A 22410-nucleotide genomic window follows, 5' to 3' on the forward strand; every position below is an offset into this window, starting at 1 on the left:
GGAATGATATTCTATAATTTAGTTTTTGTTTAACAAAATAAATTAATAGTTAAACAAAATAGTTTTAACTTTGTAAGGCTTCGTTATGTGTAGTTTATAATTGAAGTGCAAATAAGACAATACATGAAACACTCAGAAACCTTATTGAATACTTTAATAAATGGTAACGGACTCAGTACCCTAACAGACGATGAAATAGGGGATGATCATATTTCCACTGGTCTCGAGACACCCATGCGGGCCGATGCATTCGATATTTCAGATGTCGAAAAGAAAGAAAAGATTGCTCATTTGTTTTCTCAGATTATGAATGTTATGGGATTGGACCTTACTGACGATTCCCTAAAAGGAACCCCCAATAGGGTGGCCAAGATGTATATAGACGAAATATTCTCTGGCCTTAATCCCGCCAATAAGCCAAAGATTGCCCTTTTTGATAATAAATACCAGTACAATCAAATGCTGGTGGAGAAGGATATTACCTTTTATTCTAACTGCGAGCATCATTTCGTTCCCATCATCGGAAAGGCACATGTAGCTTACATTTCTTCCGGAAAAGTAATTGGGCTTTCCAAACTCAATAGGATTGTTCAGTACTATGCCAAACGTCCGCAAGTGCAAGAGCGTTTAACCAATCAGATAGCCAAGGAGCTGCAAACCACCTTAGAAACGGATAATGTGGCGGTTATCATCGATGCTAAGCATTTATGCGTTTCGTCTAGAGGGGTTAAAGATGATACTTCGGCTACGGTAACATCCTTTTATGGAGGGGTGTTCAACAAACCACACAAGATTGCCGAACTTCAGAACTATCTGAATTCCTAATTATTTTAGTGTAATACGGTCTATCTCCAATCGGAAATTTTCGTTTTTCTTATTGCCGATAAGAATCGCAATTTCCTCAATATAGTCCCCAGGGAAATTGGACATATTGAGTTTTCTGCCACGAAAGGCAGGATACAGGGTGGCCAATGGAATTTCGATGGTTTCCCAGCTACCCGAGGTTTTAAAATAACCGATATAAGAGTAGTAATCAGATCTACTGCGCTTCACACGAAATTGATACGATTTACCATCGCCTTTCACCCTCAAGGCTACTTTCGATAACTCTTGGGTGTTGATGGTTTCGAAGCGATAACGTGCTGATGAGAATCCGCCATTGTTCTCTAAGGAAACTTCACCAGTGAAGATACCGTGGCCTTCCTTACTTATATAGAGCTTCCCGTCCGATCTTCCACCCATGACCACATCGTCTACCACCCGCCAGTTGGTAAGTGCCTGGTCTTGCTTAAAATCGAATAGCATCATAGAGTTGGATTGTAGGTAGTTAAAAAGTAAAGTGAAAAGTAGGATAAGCATAATTCAAAGGTTCAAGGGTTACGAGAAGCTCGGAACTTCGGGGACACGTGCATAGGGGAATTTCGCAATTTTGGTCAGGGAGTAGTAACTATTAAGGCCAGAGATACCGATGCCACCGCTTTGTTCCAAATCAATTTCGTTTTCGGAATAAGCTTCATCGGGGATGACAAGGTGGACTATCTGCCCTACAACCATTAAGGTTCCATTCGATTTAATACTAATGAATTCCCGAAGGCTCAATCCCATTTTAAAGGGACTCTCCTTAACGAATGGAGCGTAAAACCCTTCCCGGAATTCTTCCGTGAGATTGCAACGCTCAAATTCTGAAATCCCAGCATCGAATTTCGCCGAGGTATAATGCGCGTTTTCAATAAAATCCGGGTGGATGTGATTGATGGTATAGAACCCGGTTTTCTGAATATTCTCAAAAGTATGCCTAGGTACTTCTCCCGTAGGCCGCAGAACGAACCCTAATAAAGCGGGATTGCTTCCCAAATGCACCACAGAGCTGAAAATGGCAAGATTGGTTTGCCCATTAGGAGCTATGGTGCCAATAAGATTGGCCGGTTTTATTCCCGTAACCGAATTGATCAACTTTAAACGGGTAACCCGATCCAGATTTTTAATGTCTTCGTGTGTATATTCCATGGTTTGTTGAATTCAACCGGAAATCAATCCAGTTGATCAATTTGTTTTGCAATTTCTTCCGCTTCAAAAACCTTCTGATCGCTGAGTTTTCTGTTGGAAGTAGAAAGCTTATGGGCTTCCTTCAATAAACTCTCGTATTGAGCTTGTAGTTTTTCCTTTTCTGTTTTCTTTTTGAATATTCCGAACATGGCTTTGGGTTTATATGTTTTTTGTCGTTAAAGAATTTATTTTCAACCTTAGAAATATCGAAACGCACTCCTAAGAATGCGTTTCGAACAAACCAACTATTCTAACGGATTAACAAAATAGACTGTTTGAATAGTTGTTCGTAGCGCAGTTGAAGGGTGAATAGCAGCTTCAATTACGCATACCGTAAAAATAAGCAAAAAAACATTTTGTTCAACAATTTTGTGATTTTGTTAAACATTATTATGATTGATTTTCAGCGAAATAGCAATTGTTTCCCGAAGATCGGCATTATACACAATCCTGTATCGCTTGATCCAATATGCTGATACCTAGATCGATTTCGGCCTTAGTGATGGTAAGGGGAGGAGCGATTCTAAATACGCTTCCATAGCCTTTCATCCGAACAATGTTCATGTTCAATCCCAACACCAAGCATCGGTCGCAGATATTCATACCCAAATCATCATCGGGTATTTTGGTTTCACGATCCTTTACTATTTCAACCCCCAACAATAATCCCATGCCGCGCACATCGCCTATGCACTCATGTTTTTCTTGTAGTTCCAACAATTGCTGTTTAAGATAAGCACCATTTTCTATGGCCTTTTCCGAAAGATCTTCGCTATGCAATATGTCGAAAGCCACCAATCCCATGGACGCACAGAACGGATCCGAAACATGGGAAGTCATATACACAAAGCCCAATTCATGGCACTTGGCCTCGATTTCTTCGGTCGTTACCGTGGCAGCCAAAGGTAATCCTCCTCCCAATGTTTTGGATAGAGTGATAAAGTCGGGGACGACATCATACCATTCGAAAGCAAAGGTTTTCCCCAAGCGACCCAAGGCCGTTTGCGCTTCATCGAATATGAGTAGCAACCCTCGCTCATCGCAAAGCTCTTTCAATCGCTTTACATAATCGGGTTTTAGTTCTATCATACCTGCGGCACTCAACAGAGGTTCAGCGATTAAAGCAGCATATCTCCCTACAGATTGTTGGTCTACCATACGCATGCCCACTTCCAAACAGGTATTGTCGCAGGTTCCCTTGCAATGTGCTATGGGACAGCGATATTCATAAGGAGCGGGGATCATAAGACTCCCGGGTATTGTGGGACCATATCCCTTTCGGGTTTTGGAATAGGTATAGGACTGGGCGCCGGCCGTCATTCCATGCCAAGAGCCAGAAAACCCAATGATTTCGAATCCACCTGTGACCAACTTCGCCATGCGTATGGCAACTTCATTGGATTCCGATCCTGTGTTCACAAAGATGCATTTGGACAAACTTTCCGGTAATTCGCTGGATAGTTTTTTGGCAAGATCTATTACAGGTGGTGATAGGATAGAACTCAACAAATGGATGGCCTTGCCTCCAGATGTTTCGAGCAATTCCACGATCTTCGGGTGATTGTGCCCAAAAACAGAGCACATTTGTCCCGAGGTAAAATCTAAAACGGCATTTCCCTTCTTATCGTAGATATAACTTCCCGAAGCTTTCTCGGCTACGAATTCGGTAAACTCACCGCAATAGCGTATTAGATACTTTGCGGCCTCTTTCACTTCTTCTGAATGTAATTCCTGCATGATCTTTTCTTTTCATGCAAGTTCTTTCATTCCTTCTACAAAAAATTGTAAAATTCTATCATTCTTTGATAAGATCGGCGTACCGTTTTGGGATCATTCCAACACTTGTTTTGAAGTATTTGTTGAAATGACTCTGATCGTAAAAGCCAGTTTCATAGGCTACTTCAGAGAAACTGTCCTTGGTCTTTATGTATTCCTTGGCCTTTTCAATACGGAGATTGAGCAAATAACGCATGGGAGCTATGCCTATATTCGACTTGAACAAGCGTTGAAAATGGCTTTCGCTCATGCACGTAAGATCCGATAGCTCTTCTACAAGTATAGGACGATGGTAGTTTTCTTCAAAATGGGTCAACGCCTTCCGAAGTACCACGCCTGCATTGGTAGAGTAGGGCTTGTTGGGAGCCAAAAACCTTTTAAATACCTCTGGGATGTTTTCTAAGTCATTATTCTCTGTGCTAGGAACTAATATATTGGACCGTATGGAATCATACCATACATCGAAATGATCCTTATAGGAAAAGCAATTGTGAACGATGGTGAGGCCCAGGCGACCGTTATACACATCGGTGAACGAATGGGACTTAGGTACCCGAATTACTTTATAATAGAAGAAATCATCTACCAAGGATTGATGCGCCATATAGGGCGGGATGATCACAAGATCGTTTTCCTTGAGCCGGAATGTCCCACCTTGACATATAAGGTTTGCACTTCCCCCTAAGATATAGGAAAAGGTATACAGGTCCGGATGCAAATGCATCGGGAAGTAATGCTTTTTGTCATAATATAGGGTTGCACATTCCATGAGATGACGTGATTCTATTCAAAAGTAACTAAAAAACAGGGGAATGGACAGCACTGGGATTATAAACTAGGGTGCCTTTTAATGAACTTTTCAATCAAGCCCCAAACTGCGGTTGGTTGGTGTAGCATCATAAAATGTGAAGTTTCGTCCATTACATGAAGCTCAAGATCCTGGGTATGCTCTTTTAAATAGACTTCATCACCTTCGGTCCAATCGCAAGTATTGTTTCTATAAACAGCCAAAACAGGGACTTCAATATGAATATCATAAAGATGATTTTTCAGCAGGGAGTGTAACTGTCCCTTCAAAACATAGCTAGGTGTAGTGACTGCGCCTTGTGCCACCAAGTCTTGAGCTGCTTCCGAAAGGAAAGGATCTTTATGAGATGCCTGTAGGTTTTTCATAAACTCTGTATAGTCACTCCTTTGCAAGGTTTGGGTCATCCATTCATGTACACCCTTAGAAAGTGCCATATTCACTTTTCCATCTAATAGCACCCATGCGGAAACCCTTTCAGGAAAAAGGGAATAAAACCGTTTCATAATAACCACGCCGTAACTATGGGTCACGAATACTGCTTTTTCAATCCCTATTTTATCCAAGAGTGCTTCTGTGCTATTGGCCCAAAGGGTATCATCGTATTCAATTCCCTCGGGCTGGTCACTTTCTCCGTGCCCTAAAAGATCCAACGTGATGATTCGTTGATTTCCAGCAAGGTTCAGCATGGAATTCCAGATACGTCGATCTGAAGAAGCTCCATGTACACAAACCATTGGAGTCCCCAAGGATCCTTGCGATTGATATTTAATGGTATGCCCCTTATACTCGAATTCCATATTGTCACAGTTTTTGGCAGGATAAAATTGACCGTTTTTGGAGTGGACAAATTGTACAAATGCGACATTTATAACCAAACGATGCCAAGAATCACTTGTATTTCTAACATCGATATGGAATAATAATTACATTTGATTCTCAGCGCCATTCGCCATGAAATTTACAAATCTCTCATTCGATCCTTCATTAAAAGACCATGTTCTAGCTGTATGGCAATTGGAGTATGCTGAAGGAGCGGATCAGGAATTGAATTTCATCGAATTTCTCACCTTTGCCTGTGCTTATCCTACATTGGTGTTTCAGTACCAAGGAATCGGTTTTTTACGAACGTCCCTGCAACGGCCTGCGGCGGTTATTCCCAGAAACCATTTTACGGGGATCGTAACCCAGCCCATCGATATTTGTACTTCGGGCCCATTCGCCATGGTAGGAGTTACCCTGTTTCCGTATGCTACGGGAACACTTTTCGACTTCCCTGTGGACAAAAGTATCAATGGTATCTTTGGCTTAAAGGGATTTGACAAAGTATATGATACGATAGAAGAGCTGACCCCAGCCATCACTGCTTATATAGAAGGATTGATTCAGGAAAGTGATCCTGTAGATCCTATTATTCAGTCAGCTGTCCAATTTATTGCCGATAATAAGGGCGAGGGTTCCATTTCAGAACTATCCAAGTACTTGGGATATTCCGTGCGTCAAGTGGAGCGCAAGTTTCAACGTTATATCGGTGTTTCCCCTAAGGAATTTGCCAAGATCGTTCGCTTTCAGAACACATTAAAAGTAACCCCTCATGATATGGGACTGACCCAATTAGCATTGTTTAACGGATATTCGGATCAGTCCCATTTTATAAGGGATTTCAAAAAACTATCAGGCATAAAACCCAAAGACTACTTTTTTCAGGACCAGAGAATGGGTATTGGTTTTATTAAATACAGCTAATTCAAGGTATTTACAAACGAAACTACGGCGTTCAATAATTCCTTGGGCGTGCTCAAAACCATATCGTGGGTTGCTTCGGGGATGATTGTCTGTTCGCTTTTGGAAGACAGCTTTAGTTGTTCTTTTTGCAATCGCTCCCAAATCACATTACTTTCTTCCACGGGCATACCGGGAATGGAACGAAAGGCTTCAAAACTATTTCCTGCGGTAATGACCAATAAAGGAACATTCGTAGGGGATTTTACTTTGCTCTGGGAATAGGAGAAATCCATCAGGGTCATCTCGTTCACCATAGCGTCATAAAAAGCAGGAGTGCTCGAAATTTTCTGATAGTCTTTCCAGTATTTGGCCGTCAATGTGGAATCGATAGGGATCATTTCGGGTTGTAGCATGCCCTTTCGTGCCATCGTGCCAGACTCTTTAAATCGATTGATTCCTGCCTCAACGATCATGGAAACCATGGGGGGTAATTTCTGGAATTGAAATTCAGTAGCTGCATCGGCTAGAATCAGGGCCTCCACATCTTTTGGGTAGTTGTTTAGAAAAGTTTTTATCACAAGGCCGCCATAGGAATGCCCCATGAGAATATAAGGGCCTTTTTTTTCCAACTTGGTTAGCGCCGTGTGCAATTCCTCGGCGATGACTTTTGCGGTTCTGGAGTAGGGCGAGGGGTCACTCCAACCATAACCCGCCCGATCGTACGTAATGACTGTAAAATGTTTGGAAAGCGTTTTCTGAAATTCTAACCATTGCAAGGAAAAGGCACCTGCACCAGCTTCGATAATGATTGTTTTGGATCCTGTACCCATAACATTTAAATGCAATGCATAGCCTCCAATATCTACTTTTTGCCCAGGAGGAGGGGAAAGTTGTTGTGCCTGGACTTGTAGCGTTAGTAGGAATAGAGAAAAAAAGAGAATGGATAAGAGTCGTACTGATTTCATAGAATGTGCGTTTAGATAGATTCGATTTATAGCACCAAACTATCCAAACAAAACCGAGTCACGGTCATACTAAATTGAGCGTGACCTATTGGTTCATCTTTTAATTAGAATGTTGTTGAAGGTATTGAGAAGGAGTAACCCCAGCCATTTTCTTGAAGACCTTGTTGAAGGTGTTTTTATTCGAAAAACCTGAGTCGAAGGCAATGGCAATGATAGTAAGGTTTCTGTATTGAGGATCGGTAAGTCGTTCCTTTACCTCATTATAACGGTATTCGTTAATGAATTCGTAGAAATTCTTACCCAGTTCTATGTTAAGGGCTTGAGAAATGATATGTTTAGGTTTTTGAATTTGATCGGAAAGGGTAAGCAAGGAGAATTCAGAATCCAAATAGGGTTTCTCACTATCCATATAATGTACGATTTCCGTTAAGTGCTTTTGGAGGTCTTTCTTTTCCATATTTGAGGTTCCGTACTTGTGGGCTGCATTTCCCAAAAATATTTGAGAAAAGGTTTTGTAGTTTTTGAAAGCAAAGACGACAAGGGCATTAATGGACGCAGCACAGAATAGCATAGTGAGGTAGTAAGCTTCCTGATGAATGCTTTGTTGAAAGAAATACCATACCAACGCCAGGAAGTCTACCGCCCAAAACACCATAAAGAAATAGCCGAATTTAAGCAACCAACGATACTTTCGGGTAGCGGACTCAGTCCTCACAGTTTGTTTGGCGTTCCATAAGATCTTTAAAGCATAAAAGACATATCCAAAGCTGATGACTATTTGGAGACTAAGAAATACAAAGGTTCCAAGATCCAGAGGTTGTCTTACCGTTTCCAGTTGTGCTTGGACCAAGACAATTTTATCTTCAGCATTCAATAGATAGAAAGGTGTAAGGAAGACAATACCAACAAATAGCGGAATAAGATGAAGCAACAGTGAAGGCTTAATTGTGAAATTTTGAGACGCGATTGACTTTATATAGACGTAATAGCAAGGGCCAATGAGCATTGACAGGGGCGTGAATATATGTTGGAGATAGGGAGCTCTTACATAGCTTCCCGAATGGACCAAGAGATATTGAAAAAGGTTAAGGGCAATGACTAAGACCAGGGTGGCCAAGAAATAATTCGCTTTGTTCCGCTGTCTTTGGGTCAACAAAATACCCACAAAAAGAAACCCCTGTAGCATTCCGAAGAAAAGAAGAACGGCCCAAAAATCGAAGGTTATGTCAAATGTGCTACCCATACGTACAAGGTCTTTGATAAAACTACAAATAAATAGAAAGGAAACCATGTAGCTCGATTCCATGGGGTGAAATAGGTCATTCTAAATTAAAAGGTACTCCCGGCGATACTTCCCTGGGTAATTTCGAATCCAAAATATCACATATGGAAAACACTTCGCTATTACGAAAGGCCTTAAAGGCCAATGGATTTTTTTCGCTGCTTATGGGAATTATAACAATGACATTGGGTAATACGGTAACGGCTGTTTATGAAATGGCTAATGGACAACCCTTGTTCTTTGGCATGCAATTGTGCATTTTTAGCCTGTTCGTGCTCTTCAATGCCTTTTATAAAAGGGTGTTCATGGGCTTGGTCTGGTTCATTATTGTACTGGATATATTGTATGTGCTACTAGGGTTTTATAGCTTGAGCTTGGTTGAAACCATAAGTCAAGGCGGCCTGTTTTTGATTATCATCACCAATCTTATTGTATTGATGTTTGCCTTCTTTCAAACGAAAGGGGTCTTGACCTACAAAAAATCGAAACGGCAGGTGCTATAGTCAAGAATATGTATGAGGATGTCGTATTTATTCAATTAAGTAGAGAACCTTATTTCTACTTTTGATAAAAACATCCAAACCATGAGATTTGTAGAAGCCTTTACCTTAATCCTAACACTTGCTTTTGTTTCCCTTCATTTCGATGGGTTCGCCCAAAGCGAAACGCGAACAGCCAAAACCAAGCATTTCATCATTCAATGGGAAGAAGGGAATGTTACTGAAGCAGATGTTGCTGCCGCTAAGGAAAAATCGGAACAAATCTATAAAGTGTATGCCCAGTATTTGGGCTATGCAAAATTACCCAAGGAACGCCTTACGATTATCATGGGTGGGCAGGGGATTGATATGGAAACGGGCAACGTCAATATTCCTTATGTAAATGGGCAAGGGACAATTCATATATACAATTTCCCGACCGGCTATTTTGGCGAATTGGCTCATGAAATGATGCACGCTTTTCGTGTATTTAATGGTGGAACCAACGATTGGTTCTTGGAAGAGGCTTTGGCGGAAGCATTGGCCGCCAAGCTTTTTCCCAAAACGGTTGGTTTTTGCAGGTATGGATATCCCATGACTGTGGCTGCGGGTGCCTGGATGGTAGATAAGGATAGATACATTCCCCTTAGAAAGCTTAAAGACAACCACAATGCATTGAGTATGAAATGTTCGGCTCAGAGCTATGCCTTGCGAGGGGACTTCTATCAGTATTTGGAAGGAACCTTTGGAAAGCAGACCTTCCTGAAATTTGTCTATGATACTAGTTCTCCCAAATACGAAGCCTATGTAACCTTCTTTAGAAAGGATTTCGATACCCTGGAAAAGGAATGGCTGTTGGACTTGCAGGATCGCATACGGAAAATGCCCGACTTTGAAACCCAAAAAAACAACTATCGGACAAAATCTGGGGTGCAGTACATCAACGTTTGTACCTCTGGTGTGGACTATTAAATCCAATTTCAAAAAAGAAGAATCCCTAAATTGCATTCATGGATAAAGACACTGTACTCAATAGCCTTTCTTCTAACATGAATAGGAGGGATGAGGTTCCCAATCAGGAGTTGGCCGAAAGAATAGCAAAAGCCAAAGATACTGAGGCTATTCCTATCCTAATTGACTTGTTGAAGGCGAAAAAGGCCCTTCAGAACGATGCCATTAAGGTGTTGTATGAAATAGGGGAGCGCGAACCATCGCTGATTGCTCCCTATTTTGAGAACTTCATGGAGTTATTGGATCATAAAAACAACCGACTGCAGTGGGGTGGGATGACAGCCATCAATACTATTACCCTTTTGCGGAAAGAGGATGTTTATAAGAATCTCTCGCTTCTTGTGGAGTTGGGAACCCTTGGCTCCGTAATTACGAGGGACCAATTAATGTATGTGCTTCAGAAAATGGCGAGCCAGCCACCATTCAGAAAGGAAAGTATGGCCTATATCTTCGAGATACTTTCCCAAAGCCCACCCAATCAATTTCCCAAATATGCCGAGGAAACCCTAAAAGTAATTTCAAAAGAGGATGGTAAAGTTCTGTTGGAAATACTTACGAACAGAGTGTCCGATTTGGAGAAGGAAAGTAGCCGGAAAAGGGTACATAAGGTGATTAGGGCTTTAGCGAAAAAGATGGAATAAACGTTTGATCGTAAGTGAAACAGTTTTTTCTTTATGATAGCTTCAAAAGTTGCTTCCATACAACAGGCAAAAAAATGTCATGATTTATCTTTGTCGGGTATAGACTTAATTTTATATTTGCACCACCAAAATTAAAACGGTCGCGTAGCTCAGCTGGATAGAGCATCTGCCTTCTAAGCAGACGGTCGCAGGTTCGAGTCCTGCCGCGATCACCACAATAATTAAATCCTGCAACATTAGTTGTGGGATTTTTTGTTTCCGGCAATATTGAAGCTTTTCTAAAAACTTCCACGCCAAACAATCATATTATATTGTAACAATTCCGAACTCCACTTTACTTATAGATGGACTCCAAGTAAAACTATATTGACAAACACTAGCCAAGAACTTCACTACGAATATGTTGCTGATGCTGGAGATATTACTGTAATAAAAGAAGGCAAACGCATTTACTTTTCCGAACAAGAATATAGATGGTTTCGACCCAATTATAGGCTTGTATATGATGAAAGCCTGAACTTATTGCTCACCTACAGGGAGAGTGGCTTTTTTACAACGAAAAGAACTGTAGAGTTTCTTGTTTCCGAACTGGTTGAAGATGGTTTCAGTATCACTTCGAAGAATACATGCGTCTTTTATAATGGCGATGAGGTAACCCTTAAGGAAAAATGGATTCCCTTTATCAACCCATTTATGCATATTTATATGAATGGGGAAAGAATAGGCGAAGTACGTAGAAATTTTGGGTTGGTAAATCGATTTAGAATAAAAATCAAGGACTTTGGGGAATCCTTCGAACGGAATTTCCTGTTGTTTTTCATTTGTGTTCAAGCCAATCGCAATGATGGGGATGCAGGTGGAGATTAAAAATTGATGAGATTATGAATATTATTGGAAAATGGAAAGGCTTTTATGAATACGGGGAAGGGTATGACCTTCCGTATTTTGCCAAGCGTGTAGGGCTAGAGATCACTTTTGAAGGCCATAACGATAGATTCATTGGATCTACCCGAGAAGAGCCTTCGGAATATTCCGTTCCCTTAAAAGGTACGGTAGAAGGGTTTGTAGAAGATGGATTGATTTCATTCATTAAACGATACCCGAAAAAACCGGTGATTTTGGAAAGGCACAAAATAGGGATAGAATTTGAAGAGGGCCAGTCCGAAATAGAACATACAGGTGTGGTCGATGAAGAGCACCAAGCCATTCATGGCTCTTGGACTATTTATGATGTTGTAGAAGATGAACAAGGAACATATGAATATGCAGCTCATGGAATCTGGTTGCTGAAACGGGTAGATTAGGGTATTTGATTACCTTTATAATTCTAAAGAACCATCCTAATGAGCATACAAGAACAACTGGCTAAACAAATACGGGACATGCATTCCGGCCCAAATATGACAGGTGTGAACCTAACGGATGCCTTGGAAGGCGTAACTTGGCAAATGGCCAACCAAAAAGTAGGGGAGTTGAACACCATAGGCGTTCTTGTTTTTCATATCAATTATTACATTCATGGGGTGATCCCTGTTTTCGGAGGGGGCACACTCGACATACACGATAAATACAGTTACGACGCTCCTGAAATTACCTCAGAAGCCGATTGGAATCGCCGGTTGGACCAATTTTGGGCCGATGGGGAGAAGCTAGCGGCACATGTTGAACAATTACCGGATGAAAAGTTATTTGCTCCTTTTGTCAAGGAGAAATACGGCAATTATTTCAAGAACATCATGGGTATTGTTGAACATACGCATTATCACTTAGGCCAAATCGTAATTATTAAGAAACAAATACGTACAGCCACGTCCAATCCCTAAACCGCCGTAGCCATGCCCGCAAAAACAATATACTGGATCAGCACTTTATTGGTTTCTGCCATGTTATTGTGGAGTTCCTATTCCTATATATTCAGCGAAAGCACCATTCAAGGGATCCGAGACTTGGGATTTCCGGATTTCTTTAGAATTCAATTGGCTGTCCTGAAGTTACTCGCAGTACTCATTTTGGTAGTTCCCCAGATTCCTCTTACCGTTAAAGAATGGGCGTATGCCGGCGTCGGATTGTTTTTTATTACGGCTATTGTGGCTCACTTTGCGCATAAAGATCCTATTGCTATTAATCTGATCAATGTTGTGTTTATTGGATTGCTTATTGTTTCCCGTATATATCTGCACAAACTTTCTTAACCAAATTCTAAGTATCTATTGAAAGCACGTAAGACATATTTAAGAGGGAAATCGGTTTTTATCGTTTCCTTAATTGTCGTTGGAGTCACTATATTAACTGTTTACTTAACAGGAATCCATTATCATAGAAGCGTTACGACCAACTTTTATTGGTCATTGGGAATCATTGCATTCTCCTTGTTTTCTTTTTTAACCTATGGGTTGTTTAAGGGTGTGGGAATAAAGGATAATTTCCCTTCTTTACAGGAGGCCAAAGATAGCGTAGATTTCATTCCCTCAGTGGGCGATAATTCCTGGGTTACCGAAATTCCTGTTCCAGAGGTGGAGAATCCCATCCTTTCGGTGTTGGTTTGGATCGGTATGACGATCCTCATCATTATACTGCTGGTGTTTATGGAATTCATCTTTTGGGTTTCCATTTTTCTCTTGCTAGCCATGTTGTATTGGCTTTATTTTAGGGCACTCAGACTTGTTTTTAGTATTTCTCGAAAAACGATAGGCGACTTTGGTAATTCGGTAATTTATGCCCTGGGGTATACACTTTTGTATACGGGATGGATTTTCGGAATTGTATATCTGGCCGAAGTCCTTCGGTAGACTACGAAATCATTTACCAACTTTTTTGCACTTGAGGACGACCCTTTCATTGTTCGCATTGGTAGTAAAGAACAGATACACATCACCACCATCGGCTATACGCCACTTTTTGCGAAGTGACGCCACATTTTCTGAGAAGTTTCGGGTGGCAACATTGGCTTTTGTGTTTTTGAAAGGGGCCATGTTCTTTTTCTGATAGGGAATAACTTCCAAAATATCGAAAACACGCCCAGGAAAATCCTTTAGTGCTTCCGATGTATACAAATGGCTATGCGTATGAAGCTTGCCAAGACCGTAGGTGCGGGCTACAGCGCCAAAGTTACCGGACTTCATAATCGCCGCGTTGGGCTCATATAAATACTTTCCGGGCATTTCGAATGAGAGGTCGTACTCACCGCCAACGGGACATTCAAAAAGTTGCGCCTTTTCCTTGGTGAAATTGCACGTAACCATATTAATAGTTCCTTCAACCCTCTTCTGAACGATCCATAGCAACTCTTTTACGTCATTCTCTACTGCTACAATATGAATCTCCTTCACATATTTCAAATCCGCAATTGCCGCTGTGATGTCAAGCATGGGAGAGGTTTTCAATAGGAGAGTATCACAACGTTCGAGCAGGAAATCCAGATGACTCACCACGTCCGGTTCACAATCTTTCAGAAAGAAGACCTTACCTTTGGAAGCATGCCTTCGAGCGGGATCTGTATAGATCACATCGAAGGTATGATCCTGTATGCCCTTCAGTCCATCCACGCATTCAGTTGCTACATTATGGATTCCCAAAGCATTAAAATTGTGCTTGGCTATGGCAGAAAGCCGTTCATCCTGTTCAAAGTGATATACCTTTTCGAAATGCGAAGCAAAATGGTATACATCCACCCCAAAACCCCCTGTGATGTCGACCAACGAATTTCCCTTCACCAAGGATGCTTTGTACTTGGCGGTGGTTTCGGAAGAACACTGTTCTAAATTCAACTTATGTGGATAGTAGATTCCTGGGCTGTGATGCCAATTGGGCAATTTCTTTTCAGCTTTACGATAGCCTACAATTTGTTCAATCAGTTCTGTGATAGGGACATTGGGAAAGGGACTTCCCTTAAAGGCTAGGGCAGTAGTATCACCTCCAAAACTCTTTATGAAATCTTGAACATCTTCTTGTAGAATGGCTGGATTCACTCAGCGAAAATACGTTAAGTTTTGGTCAACTCAAACAAGGCAACGGCAGTGGCTTGAGTTACATTCATGCTGCTGTTGGCGCCGAACATTTCAATATGGGCACAGTCATCTAAGGCATTCAGGACACTTTCAGATATCCCCAATCGTTCGCCACCGATAACGAGAGTTATTTTTTCTCCCTTTTCGAATTCAAGGGATTGAATGGGACGACTTTCTGAAGTAATTTCCAATCCAATAGCGCGATACCCTTGTTCTTTTAGCGTAGCGATATAAGTTGGAAGGTCTTCTTCAACACTATGGTTTACTGTAGAAAATGTATTCCGAGCGGTTTTTCGAAGTCGCGGAGAAGTGAGATCGATTTCATGGTCGAACACTAATCTCTCGATGCCAAATGCATCGCAAATGCGGAACAAACCGCCAATATTTGCAGGTCCTGTTACCTGATTGCAGATAACCACAATAGGATGCTGGGTAGGGGAAAAGGGTGTGGTAGTATGCGTATGTTGGGTATTCACGTTTCTAATGTTCGAAAACGTAAGCGATAATATTGGCTCCCATTTGAAGGGCCTTTTGTCGGACTTCTTCAGGATCGTTGTGAATTTCAGGGTTTTCCCAACCATCTCCTAAGTCGCTTTCAAACGTATACAAAAGCACTAAGCGTCCCTCATACGTAATTCCGAAAGCCTGGGGCCGCTGATTGTCATGCTCGTGAATCTTAGGGAGTCCTTGAGGAAATTTGAAATGACTACTAAAAATGGGATGGTCTGCAGGGAGTTCCTTCAATTCCTCATTGGGAAACAGCTTTACCAATTCCTTTCTTAGATAGGAATCCATTCCGTAGTTGTCGTCTATATGAATAAATCCGCCGCTTAAGAGGTAATTCCGTAGATTCTCTGCTTCTTCATTGGTAAAGAACACATTACCATGCCCTGTCATGTGAACAAAGGGATAGTTAAACAGCTCCACGCTGTCTGGAGACACTGTCTCCGGCTTTTCGTTCATGGAAGTGTTAATCTGTTCGTTGCAAAAACGAATGAGATTGGGAAGTGCTGTGGGATTACTATACCAGTCACCACCGCCGCCATATTTTAAAACAGCCACTTGTTGCCCATAGGAGCATAGGGAGATAAATACGAGTATTAAAAAGAAGTAATTGCGCATAAGCGCATCAAAAATACAAACTTCGTGGAGTCGGGAAAATAGATTAACTAGATTTTATCAAACATTTCCGCATGCATCTCATGCGTAAAACGTTGCCAATCCTTGGTAATAACAGAAACCTGTTTCCTTTGAATTTTGGAAAGTACGCGCAGATGGTTGGTAGGTTGTTCAGAAGAAAGATACCGTACGGCTCCCTTCTTACTTATTTGGTTGGCATTCATAGGCTCGTTATATAGGGGTCTATATTTTCTAGTGACTTGGGGACCCCAATATACAAATTATCGACTAAATACCAAATTTACCGTTAAATGAGCTGTTAAAGTTAATTTTGATGTAAAAAGGAAATTCCGTGACAGGCAGCAATGGCGGCGGTTTCGGTTCGTAACCTACTGTTTCCCAGCGTAATTACTTCGAATCCATATTGCTTGGCTAATTCATATTCCTTGTAGGAAAAATCTCCTTCTGGCCCAATTAGGATGACAACACTTTCATTTTTAGCTACTTGTTGTTTTAAAGTGCTTTTTTCTACCGCTCCGCAAAAAGCCATAAGGTTCTTGCTTTGTGATCCCTTTTGGCTTTCGATAAATTCATTAAAGGCAACCGCATCCTCCAAGATGGGTTTGTGGGCCTTTAAAGATTGCTTCATGGCACTTTCTATGATGCGTTCAAAACGATCTTTTTTTATGACACGACGCTCGCTATGTTCACAAATAATTGGGGTAATACGATGTATTCCAATTTCTGTAGCCTTTTCCAAGAACCATTCGAAACGATCATTGTTCTTGGTGGGTGCTACTGCCATGTGCAATTGATAGGGAAGTGGTCCTATGGTACGAGAATCCTTAACGATGGCCAAACACTGTTTAGGCATTAGACTTACAATTTCCACAGAAAAGAAATTGCCTTTTCCATTGGTCACATCGAGTAAGTCTCCTTCCTTTTTGCGCAGGACTTTTGCGATATGCCTACTTTCTTCCTTATCGAAGACAATTTCCGTCGTGCTGGTATCAATATTTGGATGGTAGAACAGGTTCAAGCTTCTATATTTTCATGCGCGCAGTGGCAACGACGTTATTTTTAGCAAATAGTTGCTGTTTGTACTTCAGTTCACCCACCATTGCAATCATCGCGGCATTATCGGTACAATACTCGAATTTTGGAATATAAGTGGTCCAGCCTAGATCATTTTCAGCATCGCGAAGTGCCTTTCGTATACCGCTATTGGCCGAAACACCTCCTCCAATGGCAATTTCCTTAATACCTGTTTCGGCTACCGCATTCTTCAATTTATCCATAAGATAGTCCACAATGGTATATTGAATACTGGCACAAATATCTGCCATATTTTTTTTTACGAAATCTGGATCGTTTTGGGTTTCCCTTTCTACAAAATACAGTACAGCCGTTTTCAATCCACTAAAACTGAAATCCAAGGGGCTTACCTTAGGCTTGGTAAACGGATAGGCCTTCGGGTTTCCTTCTTGGGCATATTTATCGATAAGGGGGCCACCGGGATAGGGAAGTCCCAAAATCTTTGCCGATTTATCGAAGGCTTCTCCCACGGCATCATCCAGGGTTTCTCCAATAACTTCCATTTCAAAATAATCGGTCACCTTCACAATTTGCGTGTGCCCACCACTTATGGTCAAGGCCAAAAACGGAAAGCTAGGAGCGCGTTGTTCATCGGCTTTAATGAAGTGTGCCAATATATGCGCCTGCATATGGTTCACGTCGATTAGGGGAATATCCAATCCCATCGCCAAGGACTTGGCAAAGGAGGTTCCTACTAGGAGTGATCCCATAAGTCCAGGACCTCTGGTAAAAGCGATGGCTTTTAAGTCTTTTTTGTCGATATTTGCCTTGTGCAAAGCTTGATGCACCACTGGGACGATATTCTGTTGGTGCGCACGTGACGCAAGTTCTGGCACAACCCCACCATACTCCTTGTGTATTTGCTGGGTCGCTACAACATTGGATACAACCTCACCGTTGTTAATAACAGCAGCAGCGGTATCGTCGCAGGAGGATTCAATACCCAATATATAGCAATCTTGCATCATGAAATTTTAGGCACGTTTATTGGTGACAAAATTAAAACTTTAAAAGCGTATCAAAAAACTTCGAAAAATAATTGTCCGGACCATAGTAATACTGCTATTGCTTGTATTGGTTTTGGTTATATTTTTCTCGATTCCCGCCGTACAAACGGTAGTAGCCCGTAAGGTAACCGATCGGTTGAACGAAACCTACGGCACCGATATTCAAATTGAGCGTCTTGGACTCAATTGGAAGGGTGAGGTAGATTTACGGGGAGTTTTTATTCGCGATCACCATCAGGATACCTTAATTTATTCCAAAGAAATACAGACTAGCATTCTAAGTGTAAAACGTTTAACGGAAGGTGACCTCGATTTTGGCTTTGTAGATCTTTCGGGAGCTAAATTGTACATTACCACGTATGAAGGGGAAGAGGATGATAATCTATACATCTTTACCGAAAAGTTTGAAACCGGTGAGCCTCCTAGTGGAGAGCCCTTTTTGTTGAATTCGGATGAAGTAAATCTTGAGGATACCGTAGTTCGTATTCGTGACGAGAACCTTCAAGCACCCGAAGCCATTAATTTCTCGAATATTTATTTGTCCGCCGATGATTTTTCCATCGTAGGTCCGGACATCACGGCAAAAGTACATTCCTTGACCCTAGATGCGGCTCGTGGTTTTTCGGTTCAGAAATTGGAAGCAGACTTCGCCTATACATTGTCTGCCATCACGTTCAAGGATTTACGGCTAGAAACCTATGATTCCTTCATAAATGGGGATTTGGTGTTGAATTACGATGAAGAGAAGGGCATGGCAGATTTTAATAACTCTGTAGTAATCGATGCCGATTTTGTCGATTCCAATATTTCTACCAACGATCTCAATGCTTTCTACAATGAGTTTGGGCGCGATATCAACATTAGTTTAGAAGGCGCGATCGACGGAACACTCAACGACTTTTTGTTTTCCAACGGATCCTTAAGCTTTGGCAACACTCGATTGCTGGGAGATTATTCCTTTAAACATCTTCTGGATGATGATGAGACTTATATTATTAGCGGAAAGGATCATGTCATTACCACCAATTATTTCGACCTAAGACGACTTATGCCTTCCGTACTTGGGGAACAGCTGCCTCAGGAATTGAAGTATTTTGGAAGTTTTTCGGTCATTGGAGATACTCAATTGGACGACGATTTCTTAATCACCAACAGTAATATCCTGAGTGATTTAGGGGATGCCAAGTTGGATATGGAAATGGGGAATATCCATGATTTCTCCAACGCCTTTTATAATGGAGATGTCATTTTCAGTGATTTCAATTTAGGGAAACTTACCAATTCCATTTCCTTCGGAAAGGTGAACGCCAATGTGAATATCGATGGACGAGGATTTACTGCAAAGACAGTGAATACAAAGATAACGGGGAATATAGCCAGTTTCGATTTCGAAAACTATGTATACAAGGACATTGCGGTCTCAGGAAACTTGAAAGATCCCATATTCAATGGAAAACTATCCATAGATGATCCCAATGTAAAATTGAACTTCAACGGTTTGGTAGACATTTCCAAAGAGTTCAATCAGTACGACTTTGAAGCAGATATTGAATATGCCGAGCTTAACAAGCTGAATTTGTTTAAAAGGGATAGTATTTCGGTTTTTGCTGGTCGTATTGTAATGGATATGCAAGGAACCACGGTGAATGACGCTGTGGGGAATATTGAATTCCTTCAAACCTTCTATCAAACGGAAAAGGATGATTTCTACTTCGACGATTTCTTAATTACTTCCTCTTTCGAAAAGGACATCCGAACCATAGAGATTCGATCTCCCGATATTGTAAATGGTAAGATTAGCGGTAAGTTCTTGGTTGAAGATATCCCCAACCTTTTCCATAATTCGGTAGGGAGTATTTATGCCAATTATATTCCCAATGAAGTGACTACGGGACAGTTTATCGATTATGAATTTAGGGTGTACAACAAGATCGTAGATGTGTTTGTTCCTCAATTGCAATTGGGGGAGAACACCCGTGTGAAAGGTTCGGTATATTCGGACGAATCTAAGTTTAAATTAGATTTCCGATCCCCAGAAATGCTGGTGTACGATAACTACCTAGGAAAGGTGAACGTTCAATTGGACAACGATAATCCGCTGTATAACGCATTCATTTCGGTAGATTCGCTCTACACCGGTGCCTACAATCTAACGGATATTAATCTCATTAATAAGACCCTAAACGATACACTGTACATTCAATCGAATTTTAAAGGAGGAAAGCGGAAAGCGGATCTCTTCGATCTGGCCTTGTATCATACCATTAATCCAAACGGGAAGTCGGTTGTTGGAATTAAGAAGTCGAAAATCACTTACAAGGATAATGATTGGTATCTAAATAGGAATAATGACTCCAGGAACAAGATCACTTTCGATAATAACTTTAAGGACATCAATCTAGATTCCCTTACGCTGAGACATAAGAATGAGCTCATTCAAATGGCTGGTTTTGTGCAGGATACCAGTCTTATCGATATGAAGCTTCAGTTTAGGGATGTAGATATAGGCAAGTTACTGCCCGAAATAGACAGTTTGGATCTCGCAGGGAACATTAACGGTAAGATGAATTTTCTGAAACGCGGCAAGGCCTTTTATCCCAATTCGGAAGTTGTGGTAGACAATGTGACGGTAAATGAGGTAAACTACGGTGATTTGTACGTTGATATTAAAGGAAACTCAGATCTTACCAAATATACCTTTGCTTCCAATCTTCAAAATGACAATGTAGATTCCTTCAAGGCCCATGGTCTCTTAAGTGTTGAGGGTAAAGATCCCACAGTAGATCTGAACGTGGACTTTACCAATTTTAATTTGGCTGCTTTCAGTCCTTTCGGAGGCGATGTAATTAGCAATATACGGGGTAATGTAACTGGGAAGGCCCAGGTAACAGGACTTGCTAGAGAACCAGAGATTAATGGAAACTTAGCATTGAATAATGCTGGGCTTACCATTCCGTATTTGAATGTAGATGTGGATTTGGACGACAATACCTTGGTGCAGGTAGAAAAAGAACTTTTCCTTTTGCCGAAAACAGGAATTACAGATACCAAGTACAATACCTATGCCACCTTGGAAGGATTCTTCGCCCATAACAATTTTGACAATTGGGGAATGAGTTTGGAAATGGATACGGGACGTTTTCTAGTATTAGATACGCCTCCAGACGACGAAGCCCTGTATTATGGTACGGCATTTATTAGTGGAGAATCCAAGATACAGGGCCCTATGGACGAGTTGGTCATCGATGTGGTAGCGACCACCGAAGAGGGAACTAAATTTAAAATCCCGATTAGTGATGCAGCCAGTATAAGTGATGATTCCTTCATTCGTTTTATTTCTCCTGAAGAGAAACAAGCCCTTATTAGCGGAGAGGTAATCATTCCAGAGGAAGTAAAAGGACTTTCCCTCAACTTTGAATTGGATATCAATGAAAATGCGGAGATCGAAGTACTGGTAGATCAGCAGAACAATTCCAATTTAAATGGAAAAGGATTTGGAAATATGCTGCTGGAAATCAATACCAATGGTAAATTCAATATGTGGGGTGACTTCCTTGTGACCCAAGGAACCTACGATTTTAGGTATGGTGGCATTGTAGATAAAACAATCGATCTAGTACCTGGGGGAAGCATTACCTGGGATGGGAACCCAACCAGAGCGCGATTGGATCTTACCGCACGATATGAAACTGAGGCCAATCCTGCGGTACTGTTAGATAACCCTTCTTTCAATAGAAAAATACCGGTTGAAGTATTGGTAAGCCTTTCTGATGAAATCTTGCAACCTGAATTGGATTTCCAGATCAATTTCCCTCGAGTGAGTTCTACGGTAAAAAGTGAGTTGGAGTATAAGTTGCAGGATAAGGAGCAACGACAAACACAGGCCTTGTTTTTAGTGTCTACAGGAGCGTTCCAAGGAGATTTGAACATTGGAGGGCAAAATGCCTTTAGTAGCACCCTAACGGAACGTGTAAATAAATTGGTGAAGGATATTTTTGCCGATAGTGATAAGAAATTCATTGTCTTACCTTCTATTAGTACCAATCCCAATAGTGTGAGTCAGCAAACTGAATATCAGGTAGGGGTGGACTTCTCTACCAATATTTCGGAGCGCATCCTAATCAATGGTAAGGTAGGGGTTCCTGTAGGTGGAGCCAATGAATCTACCGTTGCCGGAGATATCGAGGTGCAATGGCTGGTAAATGATGACGGAAGCCTACGTATTAATTTCTTCAACAGACAGGCGGATCTTCAATTTATTGGGGAAGACCAAATCTTTGAACAAGGAGCTGGAGTGTCCTATTCGGTAGACTTCGATACCTTTAAAGAGTTGATGCAAAAACTCTTCAATAAAGAAATGACCAAGGAGAAGAAGGAGGAATTGGAAGTTGAATCCGATGATAATTATCCAGTGAACTTCATCGCTCCCGATTCCAAAGAAGAAAACTAGTC

Annotated in this window: 25 protein-coding genes and 1 tRNA gene; 12 read left to right on the forward strand and 14 right to left on the reverse strand. The window is 41.3% G+C overall.

The genetic code is table 11. The features are described from left to right. Positions 1–123: 123 nt before the first annotated feature. The gene (gene folE, locus POV27_RS08795; RefSeq protein WP_272862380.1) at positions 124–825 is read left to right on the forward strand and encodes a GTP cyclohydrolase I FolE; all 702 of its coding nucleotides are present in this window, start codon (positions 124–126) and stop codon (positions 823–825) included. Here folE and POV27_RS08800 read toward each other — a convergent pair whose 3' ends face one another. The 6 genes from POV27_RS08800 to POV27_RS08825 all read right to left on the reverse strand — a co-directional run bounded on the left by POV27_RS08800 (position 826) and on the right by POV27_RS08825 (position 5427). Continuing rightward, positions 826–1359 (reverse strand): CIA30 family protein, encoded by a 534-nt coding sequence (locus tag POV27_RS08800; RefSeq protein ID WP_272862381.1) that lies wholly within the window; start codon positions 1357–1359, stop codon positions 826–828. Between the two features lie 18 nt (positions 1360–1377). Continuing rightward, positions 1378–2007, reverse strand: coding sequence for a flavin reductase family protein (locus POV27_RS08805; protein ID WP_272862382.1), 630 nt, complete (start codon positions 2005–2007; stop codon positions 1378–1380). Positions 2008–2030: 23 nt separating this feature from the next. Beyond that, entirely contained in the window at positions 2031–2195 is a 165-nt protein-coding gene (locus tag POV27_RS08810) for a Lacal_2735 family protein (protein WP_272862383.1), read from the reverse strand. Between the two features lie 289 nt (positions 2196–2484). Then, positions 2485–3783 (reverse strand): aspartate aminotransferase family protein, encoded by a 1299-nt coding sequence (locus tag POV27_RS08815; RefSeq protein ID WP_272862384.1) that lies wholly within the window; start codon positions 3781–3783, stop codon positions 2485–2487. Between the two features lie 58 nt (positions 3784–3841). Beyond that, positions 3842–4591, reverse strand: a complete 750-nt coding sequence (locus POV27_RS08820) for a helix-turn-helix domain-containing protein (protein WP_272862385.1) — start codon at positions 4589–4591, stop codon at positions 3842–3844. Between the two features lie 59 nt (positions 4592–4650). Further along, positions 4651–5427 (reverse strand): alpha/beta fold hydrolase, encoded by a 777-nt coding sequence (locus POV27_RS08825; RefSeq protein ID WP_272862386.1) that lies wholly within the window; start codon positions 5425–5427, stop codon positions 4651–4653. A 154-nt stretch (positions 5428–5581) separates the two neighbouring features. Here POV27_RS08825 and POV27_RS08830 point away from each other — a divergent pair, with 154 nt between their 5' ends. Next, positions 5582–6373 (forward strand): helix-turn-helix domain-containing protein, encoded by a 792-nt coding sequence (locus POV27_RS08830; protein ID WP_272862387.1) that lies wholly within the window; start codon positions 5582–5584, stop codon positions 6371–6373. On the opposite strand, the gene POV27_RS08835 is transcribed toward POV27_RS08830, so the two are convergent. Both POV27_RS08835 and POV27_RS08840 read right to left on the reverse strand, forming a co-directional pair. Further along, the gene (locus POV27_RS08835) at positions 6370–7317 is read right to left on the reverse strand and encodes an alpha/beta fold hydrolase (protein ID WP_272862388.1); all 948 of its coding nucleotides are present in this window, start codon (positions 7315–7317) and stop codon (positions 6370–6372) included. The two genes, POV27_RS08830 and POV27_RS08835, sit on opposite strands and share 4 nt — an antisense overlap. A gap of 100 nt (positions 7318–7417) precedes the next feature. Further along, positions 7418–8560 carry a helix-turn-helix domain-containing protein gene (locus tag POV27_RS08840; protein ID WP_272862389.1) on the reverse strand — a complete coding sequence of 381 codons (1143 nt, stop codon included), beginning with the start codon at positions 8558–8560 and terminating at the stop codon, positions 7418–7420. A gap of 143 nt (positions 8561–8703) precedes the next feature. Between POV27_RS08840 and POV27_RS08845 the strand changes: the two genes are divergently transcribed. From POV27_RS08845 to POV27_RS08885, 9 genes are all read left to right on the forward strand, one after another. Further along, positions 8704–9102 carry a hypothetical protein gene (locus POV27_RS08845; RefSeq protein ID WP_272862390.1) on the forward strand — a complete coding sequence of 133 codons (399 nt, stop codon included), beginning with the start codon at positions 8704–8706 and terminating at the stop codon, positions 9100–9102. 81 nt (positions 9103–9183) lie between these two features. Continuing rightward, positions 9184–10050, forward strand: coding sequence for a hypothetical protein (locus POV27_RS08850; RefSeq protein ID WP_272862391.1), 867 nt, complete (start codon positions 9184–9186; stop codon positions 10048–10050). A gap of 38 nt (positions 10051–10088) precedes the next feature. Continuing rightward, positions 10089–10730: a hypothetical protein gene (locus POV27_RS08855; protein ID WP_272862392.1), complete on the forward strand. Its 642-nt coding sequence runs from the start codon at positions 10089–10091 to the stop codon at positions 10728–10730. A 138-nt stretch (positions 10731–10868) separates the two neighbouring features. Continuing rightward, positions 10869–10945: transfer RNA gene (locus POV27_RS08860), tRNA-Arg, on the forward strand. Between the two features lie 151 nt (positions 10946–11096). After that, positions 11097–11597, forward strand: coding sequence for a hypothetical protein (locus tag POV27_RS08865; protein WP_272862393.1), 501 nt, complete (start codon positions 11097–11099; stop codon positions 11595–11597). Positions 11598–11611: 14 nt separating this feature from the next. Further along, the gene (locus tag POV27_RS08870; RefSeq protein WP_272862394.1) at positions 11612–12034 is read left to right on the forward strand and encodes a hypothetical protein; all 423 of its coding nucleotides are present in this window, start codon (positions 11612–11614) and stop codon (positions 12032–12034) included. A 39-nt stretch (positions 12035–12073) separates the two neighbouring features. Further along, a complete protein-coding gene (locus POV27_RS08875; protein ID WP_272862395.1) occupies positions 12074–12553 on the forward strand; it encodes a DinB family protein in 480 nt (159 codons plus the stop codon). A 12-nt stretch (positions 12554–12565) separates the two neighbouring features. Further along, the gene (locus POV27_RS08880) at positions 12566–12922 is read left to right on the forward strand and encodes a DoxX family protein (protein WP_272862396.1); all 357 of its coding nucleotides are present in this window, start codon (positions 12566–12568) and stop codon (positions 12920–12922) included. 18 nt (positions 12923–12940) lie between these two features. Continuing rightward, positions 12941–13519, forward strand: a complete 579-nt coding sequence (locus POV27_RS08885; protein WP_272862397.1) for a hypothetical protein — start codon at positions 12941–12943, stop codon at positions 13517–13519. Positions 13520–13528: 9 nt separating this feature from the next. Here the strand turns inward: POV27_RS08885 and POV27_RS08890 are convergent, their stop codons facing one another. The 6 genes from POV27_RS08890 to tsaD all read right to left on the reverse strand — a co-directional run bounded on the left by POV27_RS08890 (position 13529) and on the right by tsaD (position 17919). Beyond that, the gene (locus tag POV27_RS08890) at positions 13529–14698 is read right to left on the reverse strand and encodes a THUMP-like domain-containing protein (RefSeq protein WP_272862398.1); all 1170 of its coding nucleotides are present in this window, start codon (positions 14696–14698) and stop codon (positions 13529–13531) included. 14 nt (positions 14699–14712) lie between these two features. Then, positions 14713–15213, reverse strand: a complete 501-nt coding sequence (locus POV27_RS08895) for a TrmH family RNA methyltransferase (protein ID WP_272862399.1) — start codon at positions 15211–15213, stop codon at positions 14713–14715. Between the two features lie 4 nt (positions 15214–15217). After that, positions 15218–15859 carry a DUF4159 domain-containing protein gene (locus POV27_RS08900; protein ID WP_272862400.1) on the reverse strand — a complete coding sequence of 214 codons (642 nt, stop codon included), beginning with the start codon at positions 15857–15859 and terminating at the stop codon, positions 15218–15220. 47 nt (positions 15860–15906) lie between these two features. After that, positions 15907–16080 (reverse strand): hypothetical protein, encoded by a 174-nt coding sequence (locus POV27_RS08905; RefSeq protein ID WP_272862401.1) that lies wholly within the window; start codon positions 16078–16080, stop codon positions 15907–15909. Between the two features lie 101 nt (positions 16081–16181). Continuing rightward, on the reverse strand, positions 16182–16895 hold the full coding sequence (locus POV27_RS08910; protein ID WP_272862402.1) for a 16S rRNA (uracil(1498)-N(3))-methyltransferase: 714 nt from the start codon (positions 16893–16895) through the stop codon (positions 16182–16184). 4 nt (positions 16896–16899) lie between these two features. Further along, positions 16900–17919 (reverse strand): tRNA (adenosine(37)-N6)-threonylcarbamoyltransferase complex transferase subunit TsaD, encoded by a 1020-nt coding sequence (gene tsaD, locus POV27_RS08915; protein ID WP_419179937.1) that lies wholly within the window; start codon positions 17917–17919, stop codon positions 16900–16902. 112 nt (positions 17920–18031) lie between these two features. On the opposite strand from tsaD, the gene POV27_RS08920 reads away from it, so the two are divergent. After that, positions 18032–22408, forward strand: coding sequence for a translocation/assembly module TamB domain-containing protein (locus tag POV27_RS08920; RefSeq protein WP_272862403.1), 4377 nt, complete (start codon positions 18032–18034; stop codon positions 22406–22408). Positions 22409–22410: the final 2 nt, after the last annotated feature.

This window comes from Aureisphaera galaxeae (assembly GCF_028561275.1).
GTDB lineage: Bacteria > Bacteroidota > Bacteroidia > Flavobacteriales > Flavobacteriaceae > Aureisphaera > Aureisphaera galaxeae.

Bases quoted from the DNA above. Each gene is read 5' to 3' on its own strand.
- folE (WP_272862380.1), top strand. From the start codon at position 124: ATGAAACACTCAGAAACCTTATTGAATACTTTAATAAATGGTAACGGA.
- POV27_RS08800 (WP_272862381.1), bottom strand. From the start codon at position 1,359: ATGCTTATCCTACTTTTCACTTTACTTTTTAACTACCTACAATCCAAC.
- POV27_RS08805 (WP_272862382.1), bottom strand. From the start codon at position 2,007: ATGGAATATACACACGAAGACATTAAAAATCTGGATCGGGTTACCCGT.
- POV27_RS08810 (WP_272862383.1), bottom strand. From the start codon at position 2,195: ATGTTCGGAATATTCAAAAAGAAAACAGAAAAGGAAAAACTACAAGCT.
- POV27_RS08815 (WP_272862384.1), bottom strand. From the start codon at position 3,783: ATGCAGGAATTACATTCAGAAGAAGTGAAAGAGGCCGCAAAGTATCTA.
- POV27_RS08820 (WP_272862385.1), bottom strand. From the start codon at position 4,591: ATGGAATGTGCAACCCTATATTATGACAAAAAGCATTACTTCCCGATG.
- POV27_RS08825 (WP_272862386.1), bottom strand. From the start codon at position 5,427: ATGGAATTCGAGTATAAGGGGCATACCATTAAATATCAATCGCAAGGA.
- POV27_RS08830 (WP_272862387.1), top strand. From the start codon at position 5,582: ATGAAATTTACAAATCTCTCATTCGATCCTTCATTAAAAGACCATGTT.
- POV27_RS08835 (WP_272862388.1), bottom strand. From the start codon at position 7,317: ATGAAATCAGTACGACTCTTATCCATTCTCTTTTTTTCTCTATTCCTA.
- POV27_RS08840 (WP_272862389.1), bottom strand. From the start codon at position 8,560: ATGGGTAGCACATTTGACATAACCTTCGATTTTTGGGCCGTTCTTCTT.
- POV27_RS08845 (WP_272862390.1), top strand. From the start codon at position 8,704: ATGGAAAACACTTCGCTATTACGAAAGGCCTTAAAGGCCAATGGATTT.
- POV27_RS08850 (WP_272862391.1), top strand. From the start codon at position 9,184: ATGAGATTTGTAGAAGCCTTTACCTTAATCCTAACACTTGCTTTTGTT.
- POV27_RS08855 (WP_272862392.1), top strand. From the start codon at position 10,089: ATGGATAAAGACACTGTACTCAATAGCCTTTCTTCTAACATGAATAGG.
- POV27_RS08870 (WP_272862394.1), top strand. From the start codon at position 11,612: ATGAATATTATTGGAAAATGGAAAGGCTTTTATGAATACGGGGAAGGG.
- POV27_RS08875 (WP_272862395.1), top strand. From the start codon at position 12,074: ATGAGCATACAAGAACAACTGGCTAAACAAATACGGGACATGCATTCC.
- POV27_RS08880 (WP_272862396.1), top strand. From the start codon at position 12,566: ATGCCCGCAAAAACAATATACTGGATCAGCACTTTATTGGTTTCTGCC.
- POV27_RS08900 (WP_272862400.1), bottom strand. From the start codon at position 15,859: ATGCGCAATTACTTCTTTTTAATACTCGTATTTATCTCCCTATGCTCC.
- POV27_RS08905 (WP_272862401.1), bottom strand. From the start codon at position 16,080: ATGAATGCCAACCAAATAAGTAAGAAGGGAGCCGTACGGTATCTTTCT.
- tsaD (WP_419179937.1), bottom strand. From the start codon at position 17,919: ATGATGCAAGATTGCTATATATTGGGTATTGAATCCTCCTGCGACGAT.